Annotated in this window: 15 protein-coding genes and 2 pseudogenes; 7 read left to right on the top strand and 10 right to left on the bottom strand. The window is 40.1% G+C overall.

From position 1 onward, the window contains the following. The 6 genes and pseudogenes from L5M18_RS21785 to L5M18_RS21760 form a co-directional block, all read right to left on the bottom strand. Window positions 1-142: transposase (locus L5M18_RS21785; RefSeq protein ID WP_263198451.1), on the bottom strand; the 142-nt coding region annotated here is incomplete at its 3' end. A gap of 390 nt (window positions 143-532) precedes the next feature. Further along, window positions 533-820 carry a type I-E CRISPR-associated endoribonuclease Cas2e gene (gene cas2e, locus L5M18_RS21780; RefSeq protein ID WP_346347948.1) on the bottom strand — a complete coding sequence of 96 codons (288 nt, stop codon included), beginning with the start codon at window positions 818-820 and terminating at the stop codon, window positions 533-535. 12 nt (window positions 821-832) lie between these two features. Beyond that, window positions 833-1,753 carry a type I-E CRISPR-associated endonuclease Cas1e gene (gene cas1e, locus L5M18_RS21775; RefSeq protein WP_115014240.1) on the bottom strand — a complete coding sequence of 307 codons (921 nt, stop codon included), beginning with the start codon at window positions 1,751-1,753 and terminating at the stop codon, window positions 833-835. Then, window positions 1,753-2,586: a KilA-N domain-containing protein gene (locus L5M18_RS21770; RefSeq protein WP_115014238.1), complete on the bottom strand. Its 834-nt coding sequence runs from the start codon at window positions 2,584-2,586 to the stop codon at window positions 1,753-1,755. The genes cas1e and L5M18_RS21770 overlap by 1 nt, the downstream gene beginning before the upstream one ends. A gap of 44 nt (window positions 2,587-2,630) precedes the next feature. After that, window positions 2,631-3,155, bottom strand: a pseudogene (gene cas6e / locus L5M18_RS21765) (type I-E CRISPR-associated protein Cas6/Cse3/CasE); the annotation flags it as partial. A gap of 628 nt (window positions 3,156-3,783) precedes the next feature. After that, window positions 3,784-4,068, bottom strand: coding sequence for a hypothetical protein (locus L5M18_RS21760; protein WP_263178083.1), 285 nt, complete (start codon window positions 4,066-4,068; stop codon window positions 3,784-3,786). 443 nt (window positions 4,069-4,511) lie between these two features. On the opposite strand from L5M18_RS21760, the gene L5M18_RS21755 reads away from it, so the two are divergent. Both L5M18_RS21755 and L5M18_RS21750 read left to right on the top strand, forming a co-directional pair. Beyond that, complete coding sequence (locus L5M18_RS21755) at window positions 4,512-4,814, top strand: hypothetical protein (RefSeq protein ID WP_220733653.1); 303 nt, start codon at window positions 4,512-4,514, stop codon at window positions 4,812-4,814. Window positions 4,815-4,838: 24 nt separating this feature from the next. Beyond that, window positions 4,839-5,129 carry a hypothetical protein gene (locus L5M18_RS21750; protein ID WP_261762706.1) on the top strand — a complete coding sequence of 97 codons (291 nt, stop codon included), beginning with the start codon at window positions 4,839-4,841 and terminating at the stop codon, window positions 5,127-5,129. A gap of 624 nt (window positions 5,130-5,753) precedes the next feature. On the opposite strand, the gene nadS is transcribed toward L5M18_RS21750, so the two are convergent. Together nadS and L5M18_RS21740 are read right to left on the bottom strand one after the other, a co-directional pair. Continuing rightward, complete coding sequence (nadS, locus tag L5M18_RS21745; protein WP_220733389.1) at window positions 5,754-6,041, bottom strand: NadS family protein; 288 nt, start codon at window positions 6,039-6,041, stop codon at window positions 5,754-5,756. Continuing rightward, a complete protein-coding gene (locus tag L5M18_RS21740; RefSeq protein ID WP_263178084.1) occupies window positions 6,038-6,373 on the bottom strand; it encodes a type II toxin-antitoxin system RelE/ParE family toxin in 336 nt (111 codons plus the stop codon). The genes nadS and L5M18_RS21740 overlap by 4 nt, the downstream gene beginning before the upstream one ends. 277 nt (window positions 6,374-6,650) lie before the next feature. On the opposite strand from L5M18_RS21740, the gene L5M18_RS21735 reads away from it, so the two are divergent. Genes L5M18_RS21735 through L5M18_RS21725 form a run of 3 tightly spaced genes read left to right on the top strand, consistent with a single transcriptional unit; the run spans window position 6,651 to window position 9,278 of the window. After that, window positions 6,651-7,292, top strand: a complete 642-nt coding sequence (locus L5M18_RS21735; RefSeq protein ID WP_160242677.1) for a hypothetical protein — start codon at window positions 6,651-6,653, stop codon at window positions 7,290-7,292. Continuing rightward, window positions 7,292-7,891, top strand: coding sequence for an IS607 family transposase (locus L5M18_RS21730; protein WP_115014245.1), 600 nt, complete (start codon window positions 7,292-7,294; stop codon window positions 7,889-7,891). The genes L5M18_RS21735 and L5M18_RS21730 overlap by 1 nt, the downstream gene beginning before the upstream one ends. A 4-nt stretch (window positions 7,892-7,895) precedes the next feature. Further along, complete coding sequence (locus tag L5M18_RS21725) at window positions 7,896-9,278, top strand: hypothetical protein (protein ID WP_263178085.1); 1,383 nt, start codon at window positions 7,896-7,898, stop codon at window positions 9,276-9,278. 120 nt (window positions 9,279-9,398) lie between these two features. Here the strand turns inward: L5M18_RS21725 and L5M18_RS23450 are convergent, their stop codons facing one another. Together L5M18_RS23450 and L5M18_RS21715 are read right to left on the bottom strand one after the other, a co-directional pair. Then, window positions 9,399-10,565: a methyl-accepting chemotaxis protein gene (locus tag L5M18_RS23450; protein WP_317629908.1), complete on the bottom strand. Its 1,167-nt coding sequence runs from the start codon at window positions 10,563-10,565 to the stop codon at window positions 9,399-9,401. Window positions 10,566-10,951: 386 nt separating this feature from the next. After that, window positions 10,952-11,131 (bottom strand): CCGSCS motif protein, encoded by a 180-nt coding sequence (locus L5M18_RS21715; protein WP_263179951.1) that lies wholly within the window; start codon window positions 11,129-11,131, stop codon window positions 10,952-10,954. Window positions 11,132-11,678: 547 nt separating this feature from the next. Here L5M18_RS21715 and L5M18_RS21710 point away from each other — a divergent pair. Next, window positions 11,679-12,166 (top strand): annotated as a pseudogene (locus tag L5M18_RS21710) (hypothetical protein). Window positions 12,167-12,489: 323 nt separating this feature from the next. After that, the coding region (locus tag L5M18_RS21705; protein ID WP_263198598.1) for a transposase at window positions 12,490-12,831 on the top strand (342 nt) is incomplete at its 3' end.

Here is a 12,831-nt window from a genome sequence, read left to right as displayed (position 1 = left end):
AAAGAGATTGCACGATAGATTGTCCTGTATGAGCTGCAAGTTGAGCCGCCAACTGTACAAGCCGTTTGGTCCTTCGTACATCCCCTAATTTTGCGCGCTGAAAAATGCTCTGTGCCCAGAGTGATGGTTCACTTAAAAACATGGCATGTGGTATCTGAAACAAAAGGTCAGGATCAGATCAGGTTAATTAAAAATGGTTCAAAAAAATCCCCCGGGGCAAACCGAGGGATTTGTGTAGAAGAGACAGGTGCTTACGGGGAACAGTCAAGCTAGCGAACGCGTTTCGTGATGCTGCGCGGTTTATCCCCGTGCTTACGGGGAACAGTAGTGTTCAAGCGCTGAGCGTGATTGTGCATGCGGTTTATCCCCGTGCTTACGGGGAACAGTTAACTGATCCACACCAGCAGTATTCTGGAACCGGTTTATCCCCGTGCTTACGGGGAACAGACTAAAAGTATATACCTGATTTATAATAGAAAAAAGTGCCTGCTTTTTTCTACCAATTTTTCCGGCTTGTTAAAGAGCTAATTGGCTAATTGCTTTTTTCTGGCTCAGGCAAAAAGGTAACCAGTCTTAACCCATCAAAATCAACAGGTTGCCGCCGGTTATTGCCGTAGGTAATAAAATCAAATCCTGATTCAGTATTAGTAGCCCAGGCCATTACCACATTGCCGTCTTCAGCCATGCCTTCAACTTGTTGCCACAGCATTTCGCGCACGCGCTGCCCTACATCGCCAACATACACACCAGCTCTTACCTCCAGCAACCATACTGCCAAACGTCCGCGTAACCTTGGTGGCACCGCTTCTGTTACGATCATGCACATACTCATTTAGCTACTCCGGTGTCCGGTATCGCCAATTGAGGGCGGCTCAGGTAATGCTGGCGGTTGCGCATCGGGGTAAGGCTCTGGCGGGGTAATTTCACCGGCGGTCAGTATTTCCTCTATTAATGGGATTAACCGTTTTAGTGTTTTATCGGTGCGAAATAAATCACGACAGGCTAAACGAATTTCTTTTTCCGGCGCGAAAGGGCTTTTTGCTGCAATGCGAAAGGCTAAAGGAATCACGGTATCAAATTTAATAATATCAGCGATATCGTAAACGAAACTCAGTGGTTTACCGGTATGCAAATAACCTATGGCTGGCGCATAACCTGCGGCCAGTATCGCCGCTTCCGTAATGCCATACAGACATGCTGTAGCAGCACTAATACATTGGTTGGCTATGTCACCGGCTTCCCAGTCTTTTGGATCATACTTGCGGCCATTCCACTGCACACCGTACTGTTTCGCAAGTAGCTGGTAGGTTTGCCGCACCCGTGCGCCTTCGATACCGCGTAGCTGATCCACACTGCGCCGCTGTGGGGCTTCCTCACCAAAGCGAAGTTCAAACATTTTACGCACTACTTTTAAGCGCAGTTGTTCATCCAGCGCCAGCTTGGCCTGATACAGCAATTTGTCAGAGCGCGCCCCGCCCGGCTGGCCAGCTGAGTAAAACCGCACCCCGCCCACACCAACCCAGGTAATTAAGGTACCTACCTCTGCCGCCAGCTTCATCGCAGCATGTGAAATACGCGTACCCGGCTCCAGCATTAAACAGGCGATAGAACCTACCGGAATATGCATCCGCTCGCCGTTTACTTCATCTATCACCACAAAGGCGCCGTCTTTCACATCGATACGGCCCATACCAATAAAAAGCATTGAGTTACGCTCTTTTAGCGGTATAGGTTTAAGCGGAATAAAGGCCATTAGTTACCGCCGTCACTGTTTTGCAGCTTCGAGAAAGGTAACGCCTGGCGGCTTAATATCGTCATTTGCGAAATGGCCAGCGCATTCAACTGCTGCAAGCGCTCTGTTGCGGTAATGCCTTGCTGGATTAAATAGGCATTCATCGTTTCCAGATTAGCCAGGCACACCAGTTGATGAACATTGGCATGATCACGCATATTGCCTTTTGAATTTTGGTTTTGCTCCCGCCATTGCCTGGCTGTAACGCCAAACAGCGCCATATTCAACAAATCGGCCTCGTCTGCATAGACATGACTGATTTGCGCTGGGGTTAAGGTATCAGGGATCAGGTTTTGTTTAATGGCATCGGTATGAATAAGGTAATTTACCTTGGCCAGGTTACGCCGGATATCCCAGCCAAGCTGCTGGAATTCTTGTTCTTTTAAGCGTTGAAACTCTTTAATCAAATACAGCTTAAATTCAACTGAGATCCAACTGGCAAATTCAAAAGCGATGTCTTTTTGAGCATAGGTACCGCCATAACGGCCCGCCTTGGAAATCAGCCCGATGGCACCGGTTTGTTCAATCCACTGTTTTGGCGTTAAAGTAAAACTGTTCAACCCTGCTTGCTTTTTAAACCCGTCGAATTCGACGGGTTTAAAATCGGGGTTGTTAAGTTGCTCCCAAATTCCCAAAAACTCGATGGTATTGCGGTTACGCAACCAGTTACGAATTAAATCATCCGTATGACTCTGGTTTTTATAGCGAGCAATATCGGTAATACAGATATACTCAATTCCCGCCCTCGTATCAGTCGCAATTTGTTGATCCAATACTTCGAGTTTTGCTGCCATGGTTATCCTCCGTGAGTTAGGTTATTACACCCGGCGCAGTAACATCAGGCCGCAGCCAACGACAACAAGCCACAGCCCATAGCTTTCGCTGGGCCAATACCTTGCCTAAGCAACTCAAATAAAGCTTGGTTATCCAACACGGTAAGTACACCTTCAAAACAAACTGGTTGAATTTTACCACCCATATCTTGCTTACGAAAAAATAATGCAGGCTCTTGCCAAACCCTTGCTGTTTCAAGCTCAGCAACACCAGCAAATTTTCTTAACAACCACTTGAGCTGTTCTTCTTCGTGAATTAACGGCACACGAATACTTTTAGCTTCGCCATTTTTATCAAGCCGCTTAGAGTCTTTTATGGCTTTAACGGGGTTAGCACGCAAGCGAAACCGTAACCTTGCCCCAGCGGCTATATTTTGCGGCATCGGCTTGCTAGCAATCACCTCAGCGACAGATGCTGAATGTGGCTGCTCCGCAGATAAAAGCAACGCCATCGCGCCTTTACCTCGTTGCAGCTCTTCCACCCGAAACAAGAAATCCCGCTCATCAGTTGGCCGGTCAGGAAAAAGTTGCCATAAGGCCCGATTTTACCCCCAAAGAGGAAGCGACCCAGCAACTCGCGTGTGATGCTCAAGAAAACGGTGAAATTAACCTGACACAGAATTATGAACAGCCTCAAATATCGAAGTAAAAATGCCACTCAGTCTTAAGCGAGTGGCATTATGGTGAACTATAGCATTTTATCCGTTCCCCGTCAGCACGGGGACTATGCCAAGAGAAATATTGTGAAAAGGTTTTCTATAATAAACAACTTGAACAAGCCACATTAGTTGTCAGGACTTGTGAGAGTCCATTCTGTCGTCTTATACGTTTCATTTGGATAAATCAGCAAAATTAGTAGCCACCCCCAGCTTCTACTGTGCAAAATGTTACGCTGCTAGGTGCTGATACTCCTCCAAGTGGTTCTACTGCTAATGGTGCATGCGATGTAACTACCACTTACACATACGAAACCAATACAAGCATAGTTACCGTAATTACTACATACCAGTATTACAATAGGCAGTTAGTATCGGTCTCTTCGTTTACCAAGGAAACGAAGAAGCCTGATGATGTTAGGCAAGAAAAATAGATTGATTTAGTCAATAAATGACATCTACTACCTTTAAGGTGGATGATGTCATTTCCTGCCATTGGCAGCTAGCGGAGGAGGTATTGAGTAAGACTTGTGGTTGCTGCTATTAATGCTTCTACTGGTGTTTGAGTCATTACACATCCCAAAAAATTCTTTAAATATCCATTTTCATTTGCTTGCTCTGTTTGAAAATAAATGCTAGCACGTTGACTTTTAAGCCTTTTTTTGATTATGTGGTATTCGATGACCAAATCGCTGTGTAGGTTTAACTTTTTAACGGCCAGCTTTATTTTTGAGAGATAAATTTGCAATGCAAAAAGAGTGCATGTTATTTCTACAGTAACGGTCATTTATAAGTCGCAACATTACCCTTTTAGATAAACTATTTTGGCCTGAACGTAACGGTATTTACATTGCTCCTTCATGGGGGTGATTGTTATCATTAACAACGAGGAAGAACACCAATTGAGTAGAGGTATATTATGAGTGAGCTACAACTATGGTCTATCTTAATCATGTTAGTGACACTTGGTTTAGTTCTCGCATCTGGAGTGGTTTTATACAAAGGGTTTAAGGAATAGCTCTTACTCAATAAAAACACAGCAAGATAGCAGTTTTTATTGGAGTATCAGAGTAAAGGGCAGGATGTGTGAAGTCGACATGCCTTAATAAATCAGACTGCCCTATTCAGTTGAATATATTAGCTCCATTCTGGCGCTCAATTCCTTACCTACGCAATAGATATTTAGCATCATCAATACATGAAAATGTTACAAAATCAAGGTGGTGAATAGTGAATAACAAAGTTAAAGGTATTCCATTTGCTGAAGTTAAAGCTGCGGCGCTCGCCAATCCTGCCGTTCTTGAGGCTTACTTGCGTGAACAAGCCACGGTATCAAATCGAGTTGATGTTGAAATATTCATTACCAGGATAACCACAGCATTAAGTGATCTTCCTAAGAAGGATATTGAGGTATGTGATTTGGCTAATGAGATCGGCATAGCTATTGCCTCATTAGCGGGTAGTGAAAAGCATATTGAAAGAGAGTGCCTTAGTGGGATTAAGCATGGCTTTTCAATGATTAGAGAAGCATAAATTGTAGTCGAGAGGTTGTTTTTAATGGATAAAGCATCGTTGAATGCGTTTTGGGCCCATGCGTTGCCGTGTGTGATCATCTCATCTTGTATGCTGGGTTTTGCCTGGCTTGCGATTCAGGAGTCCGATGTCACCCTATCGAGCCAATATCTTGTGGCGGCCTCCGTTTCGTTTACTTTTACGCTGATAGGCTATTGGGGCTATTGTAAATATTTCGCTTCAAAAAAGCCGCACAGTGCATTTTATGCAGTTGTTTATACTGTGTTATTTCCATTGTTTTATCTGCCAAGCGCTTTTTTTAGACGACGCAGATAATTTTTGCAATGCAAAATTGTGTTATAAATTTTTTGACCGGTTTTGCTTTCTTAACTATCCGGACGATTTCCAAATCGAGGGGTTAGATAACAAAACCAAATTTATGGCATAAAAAAGCCTTGTTTTTACAAGGCTTTTTTATAATGAAAATTTTATTAGTTAGAGTCTTTATGATGATTTTTAAAATACATTACACCTAAAGCTACCACTAACAGCAACGGGGATGATACCAGGGTGAGATTATGCTTTGTAAATTCTGTTAACATTTAGCTATTTTGTTCTTAAGTCGACTTAATGCGAGATTATTGATTGATATAAATCATCCATAATCGAATGAAATTCGTTCGACTGGATAGGTTTGTTAACCAATTTAACAATGTATAATCCGGCCCTGGGGATGATACTAAGATATAATCAACAATGGTCATAATTTATTCCTTCCAACGCTTATTCTCATCACCACGGCTATGGTTAATATTATAGCAAACACATTTATCACAGCTACCGAATGCTTAAGATATTAGTAGCTCTAGCGCAATTGATCACTTCTGTCCCAAAACATTTTTAGAACAGATTCAGATTAGGGGGAAAATTCAAAGGTCCAAGAAGGGCCTTTGAATAATATTAGTGAGCGGCAAGAGCTGCGTAGATTTTGGGATTTTGTTGAATCGTCGCAGGCACTTTAGCTGCCAATCCTGCTGGATTGCGGCGTTTGCCTTCCCAGCTTTTAACTGTGTCTAAACTGACTCCCATCGTCGCAGCAAATTCGGCCTGAGTTACTTTAAGTAAATCTTCACGGATTGACTTAACGTTGACAACTTCATAATGAGTAACTCTGGCGGGATTTTTGAGGCCATGATGCATTTCTACCGCTTCCTCAAGGGAGGCTTGAAGTTCGTTAAATATACTCATTTTTCCTCTCCTTTTAGTGAATGTACTATTTGTTTTAACTTGGCCTTTTCTTCCGCAGTTAGGCTATCTTTAACTGATGTTGGATAAGCGAGTATCAAGTAAATCTTGTCAGCCAGAGCAAGTAGGTATAGTACTCGTATACTGCCACTCTTTCCTTTGTTGCCAACTGCCATTCTAACCTTTCGCAAGCCACCTGTACCTTTGATAAAATCGCCTTTATCTTGCAGGGCAATAAGCTCTGCTTGCAAATCCTTTAGTTCGTCATCTGTTGCTAGCTTATTGGTCTGTCTTGTAAAGATCGAGGTTTCGACAAACTCAATAGCATGGCTCATCAAAATCTTTAGGCTTTTTTAAAGGTGTACACTGTACGCTTTTGATTTGTAGTATTCAACACAGTGCCATTTTACACTGGCTTTAGGCTAACGCTTATGCGTACTTTATAAATATCAGGGAGGCCAACAGAACTCATATACTAAAAAATGCATTACAGTTGTTCCATTTCACCAGCGCCGTATACTGCTGAGAGGAGTGATTGATAGCAAATAATTATATTGACAAATATAGTCAAACATATACAATTTAGGTATTAAATTTTAAAAAAAACTTGCAATGAAATACTTGACTGAAAGCTTAAAGAAAGTAGAGCAAGACCTTGCTTATTTTGTATCCCCTGAAAATAAAGATGGGTTTATTAAGGAATTTGCATCATGGGTCTATGGTGAGTGGTCAAAGAATGATTTCTATGAAACCGATATTGTAGATTTAGGCTATGATTGTTCTTCGTACCCTGAAAAAACAAATCAATCACTCTCCGATAAATGCCCCACCTATGCTGATTTTATTAATGCAAATACAGGCTTTTCTGAATGTACTCACGTTTCAGGACAAGGTATGCGCTGTCAAGAATATGAGGAAAAATTATTAGAGATTTTTGGTGATGCTTGCGCTAAAAAACTAGATGATTTAGTAGAGCTATATCAACTAGAAGTGCCTGAAAAATACAAAAAATTTGCAGAAAATATTAGTGAACTAATTTTCCTTGAAGTTGTTGATCATCATGAGGATTCAGAACTTTATGAGGTTTGTGACGATATTTTATTAAAATATAATCAGCTAGGAGTCGCATCATCCCCTTATACATGCCCTATCTGTGGATGGGATGAAGACAATGATCTAGCCATATATTGTGATGAATCCATATTTAAAGACTATACACTTGAGGATTTCAAGAAGTTAGCGGAGATTGATTAATGTATTCTCCTGCTAAATTCGGTGAAATGATTGGGAAGTCGGTTAAAACTCTACAAAGATGGGATGCCGAAGGTATTTTGGTTGCATGTCGAAATCCTAAAAATCGCAGATACTACACGCACGATCAATACCTTGAATATATCGGTATAAAAGCAACGGAAGCTAAATCGTCAGTAATTGTTTATTCAAGGGTATCTAGTGTTGCTCAAAAGCCCGATTTAGCTAATCAGGTGTCAGCTTTAGAAACTTTTTGTACTGTAAATGGCTATGCTGTTGATGATTGGGTGTCAGAGATTGGAAGTGGTTTGAATTATAAAAGAAAGAAATTCAATCAGCTTTTTCTTGATATTGAAATGGGTAAAGTTTCAATGCTTGTCATCGCTCACAAAGACCGTTTGGTGCGTTTTGGTTTTGAGTGGTTTGAATCTTTTGCTGAAAGACATGGTTGTAAAATTATTATTATGAATCAAGAATCTTTTTCCCCAACGGAAGAAGTAACTCAAGACCTTTTAGCGATTATTCATTGTTTTTCTTCTCGACTTTATGGATTAAGAAAATACAAAGAAAAAGTTAAAGAATTAGTGAATAGTAAGGAATAACTTTTTGAAACTAACACGCATCCATCACTGTAAAAACTTGAATGTGCAAAAGTACAAGCAACTTGAAAAACAAGCTGTTTTACTTGATCGTGTTCGTAGCGAAGTGTGGGCTAAATATGGTGCTGTTGCAGGTTTAAATATCAGCGACAGAACCATTCGTGATGCGTGGATGAAAGAAAGTCGTGACTTTGGTGTTTCTGCAAATGCGTGGAAAGAAACGCTACGTGATTGCGTAGGTGATATTAAAGCCTATCGAGAAGCATCAAAAGACAAAGTAAAGCAGGCGATCCGAAAACGCACCTCCTGTAATAATGAACAAAAAAGACTATACACCTTGCTTAAAAAAGATGAATGGATGACTGATAATTTCCTCCATCGTCAAATGCGTAATCACTTTAAGCATGGTGTTAATCACACACATAATCAAATTATTGTTCGTGCGGATATGTGTAAAACTTTTGAGTTAAATGGTCAATGTTGGCTTAAAGTGCCGAGTCTAGTCCCTCGACAAACCATTAAAATTCCACTAAACACCACTGTTGATTTTGCGCCACAAGGCACACTTAGAATCATTCTAAAAAACGGTAATGTTGAAGTTCACTCAACTTATGATGCAGTTGAAACACAGGATTGTGGTCAGAAAACCGTAGGTGTTGATAAAGGTTATTCAGAAGCCTTTGTGGATTCTGATGGTGAAGTATATGGCAATGGTTTAGGTAAATTGATCTCAAGTGAATCAGACTACCTAAATCAAAAGTACAAACGTAGAAATAAGCTCAGAGCGATTTCTAAAGCCAAACCGCACAAGAAACAGAAAATTGAGTTAAATAATCTAGGTCGCAAGAAGCTAGATAAAAGGCAAGATGCTCAGAAAGCAAAGCTCAAGACATTGATATTTACAGCAACTCACAAGTTGGTTGATAAAGCCAAAGTGATTGTTGCGGAGGATTTAACCGCACCAATCCAAAGTAAGCGTAGCTATGGTAAAAATACCAATAGACGTTTAAACACATGGGTTAAAGGCTTATTAGCCGATGCCCTAACAGGTATATCTCACCGTAGAGGTTCTACGGTGCATCTAGTCAATTCTGCATATACTTCGCAAAGTGATTCTTTCTTGCATGGCCTTTTAATAGGCACACGTAAGGGAGATCGTTTTCACCGTTTCAATGGGGAAGTTGTGCAAGCTGATTGGAATGCTGCGAGAAACGTGCTTGCAAGATTAAACGACAATGAGATAAGTCGTTATACGCCTTACAAAACTGTAAAGCGCATATTGCAAGAACGGACTGACCGCTATAAGTCGGAACTGACCGACTCAGGCTCTAGTTACACGCTTGGCAACAAGACATTAACAGAGTGCGAATTAGTCCTTGAGTATGTTTGACTACATTTTAAGGAACAGTAGCTTTTGGAATGAAGTAGTTATTTTTAGTCTTCTAGAATTTTCCTTTAATGCAAGGAAAGTTGTTCTGGTCAACCCAATTGGGCACTTTAAGTTATGCTACTATTTAGTTTTAAACATCCCTAATTGGCGAACAATTTTTTCAGTAACTTGAGTTAAGCTATGGCCCTGCTGCTCTAATTCGATGCAATCATTTGAGTTGGAGCTTGAGAGGTGTTTTAGCACCTCAATTTCCTTACTTACATCACCAACTAATCTATTTACATAGAGGATATCCAAATTATTATTTGTTCTATCTTGCCCAATCAAAGTTAAAATTTCACTGATGTTTTTACATGCAACGCCTAATTCTGACTGGCTCGTTGTTGTGTAATCCGATAGTAGAACAATTGCAGATGTTTGTGATTTCATATGATGACCAGCATCAAGAACCGCTTTAGATATTCCTGATATAATTTGATTAATTTCATCTAAACTACTTTGGGTTGATTTGGCTAGATTTCTGACCTCATCGGCAACAACGGCAAAGCCTCGTCCATGCTCTCCAGCCCTAGCGGCTTCAATGGCAGCATTTAAAGCCAATAGATTGGTTTGATCGGCTAGGTTATTAATAACGGATACCACTCCCTCAATGGCTTTTGTTTGTTGAGAAAGTTGATAAAATTTTTCTTGGAGTTCATCATTACTTGCAATAAACGAGCTTAAATCTTTAACCATAGCCCCCATATATTCGTTTGATCGAACAAGCCCTATTTGCGTATTTTCTACTTGTTCACGTGTTTTTTCTGCTTTAGCTTGTAGTGCTAGAGAGGTTTGATCTAAGGCCTCTATTTGTGAAGTGAGAATACTGACCCGATTATCTTGCTCTTTGATACGCGATGAAATTTTTTGCGCTTTAACTTTTAGAAGATCTGATATTTCATCAGAAGCTATGGCCTGTTGCTGAATATCGATTAGTGCAATTTTTACATTTTCTCTAAATGTATTGATAACACTAAGAACTTTTTCCATTTCACTGTTATATAAGCTATTGATGGTACATGGAACTGAAAGATCTTTTCTTTCAAAGTGTTTCATGTATTCGGTAACTTTTTTTAAGGAGTCAACTCCCCAAACTTTTTCATCAATATCATGAATAATCAAAAATATTGTAATAATGTACTGAATGATCTGTGAAAATATTAGATCTGTGAAGAAGGTTGCATTCATGAAAAGTACAATAGCACCTAACCAATGGATAAACCTCATGCGAATAAATAATGAACGCATATTTTCCTCTATGTTTTCGTAGTATCTTTTTTAAAAGTTTGAATATACTTTTAAAATTAGCTGACAAATAATATCATTTAGGCGTGATCTAAAATATTCATGGCATATTAAGTCGAATGAATTCTGGCCTATGTATTCGAAAACCAATCATAAGTATTCGAAGAATCATATCGACTGAGAAAAACTTGACTATTAGTCATTTTTATATCAACCATAAACAACAAAAAATAGCCTAGATGAGTTTGAAGAGAGATAAGCATTGCTAGCTTATTTCCATTGCTTATTAATAAGCATGTATTATTTCTAATAAAAAGCACCATAAGCTATTTTTTAATTAGTGCCCTGCTATACATGTAAGTTGATATTAAAATTCTAAAGCAAGTGGTTTATGAACAAGAACCACAACAAAAACCAGGGGATTTAGGTTTTTCTACCGTTTTTACCTGTTCAGGTTGCTCAGTGTTTTTGGTATCCGTTGCAGTATTATCATCCGTGTCCGGCACAAATTGGGTAACATTTTTGGTTTTATCATCAGTTTTAGTGAACTTAGTCAATGATGAACTCATCAGAACTACCTCTACTTAATCTATTTAGGACTAGCATTCATTAAACATGCTTATATTGCGCATGTTATATTTGTTGAGTATTTTAGTCAACTATTCATTATTGCGTAATGCTTAAATAGTTTTAATTTATTTTTAGGCTTGACTATTAAGAGTATTTAAAAAAACGGAATAAAAATAAAGACTTGCTATATAGGCTATAGATTTACGCTGGCCAAATTCCAAGCAAAATATTGATTTTTTTAAGTTATTAACCACGACATCACTCCTTAAAACTGAAAGGTGCAAGTCAGCAGAAAGAGCGGACAGACAACCTTGTTCGCCGAGCAAGTCTTCAGGAGGTTTGTTATCAGCTAGCTAATAACTGATCGATAAGCTGGTCTAATATTGACATTCTTTATTCCTTTTAAATACATGAATAGAGTCCCACTTACATAGATTTTTTACACTACCGTTTGAGTGATCTGATCTATCGCCAAACAAGCCCACCACTCGTCGAGGACTGAGATTGGCCATCTTAAAACCACTTTGTCGCGCATAACGCAAGCAACTGCAGAAATTGATCAGTAAAACCAAGAACAAGCACTTAGCCCGACGTCTTATCGCTATGTTGATGCTACATCAAGGGCAGTCGATTACCGACGTTCATCATACTACTGGTGCCACACGCTCCAGTATCGGTAGCTGGTTAAGATGGTACACCGGATGCGGCGTTGATGGGCTTAAGTCCTTGACGCAGTGGCTGGCTGCCAGCAATCTTGCCAATAGCCCCTAATATTACTCTACCTATCTTTGCTTATTCAGCTATGTCCACAGTACTTTGGTTACCAACGTAACCGCTGGAGCAGCTAAATTCAGGTTACTGTTCAACCAGTATATTCACCGTGGGTCAACAAAATAGAGCGGCTATAGCTTGCTCTGCATGAAACGATAACTCGCAATAATAGTTGCAGTAACATCCGAGAACTCCTCGGCAAGGTAAGGCATTTCATAGAAACCGTTTCACCATTTCCCGAGAATAGACACGGCAAAGCATAGATGTAGCAGTATTAGGATCAGTTATTTAGGTGTAATAGTTCTTCACGTGTCTATCATCAGTATCATGAGCCTCCACTTGAGCTACTCCTAATTCATTATGTTACTCATTTAATGATATAGGTCATAGATATGACATTTTTTTAATATTGTGTGATTTTTACAATTGCAAAACATTCACATTTCGCTAAATTTGGGCGGTTAAACAAACAATCGATCTGTTTGATGAGGATTTCCAATCAAAGAGGCGTTGTTGCCTAAATGAATGAACCTTCCGTCTCAGATGCGATCAGATCCTGTGAATACCACGCAGGAACCGCTATCAGATGGGCAAATCTAAATCTCGCATTACCAATTGGCCGGAATATAACAAGGCGTTGACCAACCGAGGCTCACTGACTTTTTGGATAGACGAGCASGCGCTCAACCTCTGGTGTCACACTGAACACCATGGTGGTCGAGGTCGGGGATTTCAATACAGTGACACGGCGATAGAAACCGCCTTAATGCTCAAAGGTTTGTTTAATCTCCCCTTGCGAGCACTAGAAGGTTTTCTCAACTCAGTGTTTAGTTTGATGAGTCTGCAATTAACTTCACCTGGTTACAGCTGCATCAGCAAGCGGGCAAAGACAGTCAAAGTTAACTACCGCCCCCCTTGCCGAGGCGCG

This window comes from Shewanella sp. SM20, assembly GCF_025654545.1.
Lineage (GTDB): Bacteria > Pseudomonadota > Gammaproteobacteria > Enterobacterales > Shewanellaceae > Shewanella > Shewanella oncorhynchi.
This window is presented reverse-complemented; position numbering and strand designations above follow the sequence as displayed.

Excerpts from the sequence above, each read along its gene's own strand:
- L5M18_RS23450 (WP_317629908.1), bottom strand. The coding sequence starts at position 10,565 with ATGCGTTCATTATTTATTCGCATGAGGTTTATCCATTGGTTAGGTGCT.
- L5M18_RS21730 (WP_115014245.1), top strand. The coding sequence starts at position 7,292 with ATGTATTCTCCTGCTAAATTCGGTGAAATGATTGGGAAGTCGGTTAAA.
- L5M18_RS21735 (WP_160242677.1), top strand. The coding sequence starts at position 6,651 with ATGAAATACTTGACTGAAAGCTTAAAGAAAGTAGAGCAAGACCTTGCT.
- L5M18_RS21750 (WP_261762706.1), top strand. The coding sequence starts at position 4,839 with ATGGATAAAGCATCGTTGAATGCGTTTTGGGCCCATGCGTTGCCGTGT.
- L5M18_RS21715 (WP_263179951.1), bottom strand. The coding sequence starts at position 11,131 with ATGAGTTCATCATTGACTAAGTTCACTAAAACTGATGATAAAACCAAA.
- L5M18_RS21770 (WP_115014238.1), bottom strand. The coding sequence starts at position 2,586 with ATGGCAGCAAAACTCGAAGTATTGGATCAACAAATTGCGACTGATACG.
- cas2e (WP_346347948.1), bottom strand. The coding sequence starts at position 820 with ATGATCGTAACAGAAGCGGTGCCACCAAGGTTACGCGGACGTTTGGCA.
- nadS (WP_220733389.1), bottom strand. The coding sequence starts at position 6,041 with ATGAGTATATTTAACGAACTTCAAGCCTCCCTTGAGGAAGCGGTAGAA.
- L5M18_RS21740 (WP_263178084.1), bottom strand. The coding sequence starts at position 6,373 with ATGAGCCATGCTATTGAGTTTGTCGAAACCTCGATCTTTACAAGACAG.
- L5M18_RS21760 (WP_263178083.1), bottom strand. The coding sequence starts at position 4,068 with ATGACCGTTACTGTAGAAATAACATGCACTCTTTTTGCATTGCAAATT.
- cas1e (WP_115014240.1), bottom strand. The coding sequence starts at position 1,753 with ATGGCCTTTATTCCGCTTAAACCTATACCGCTAAAAGAGCGTAACTCA.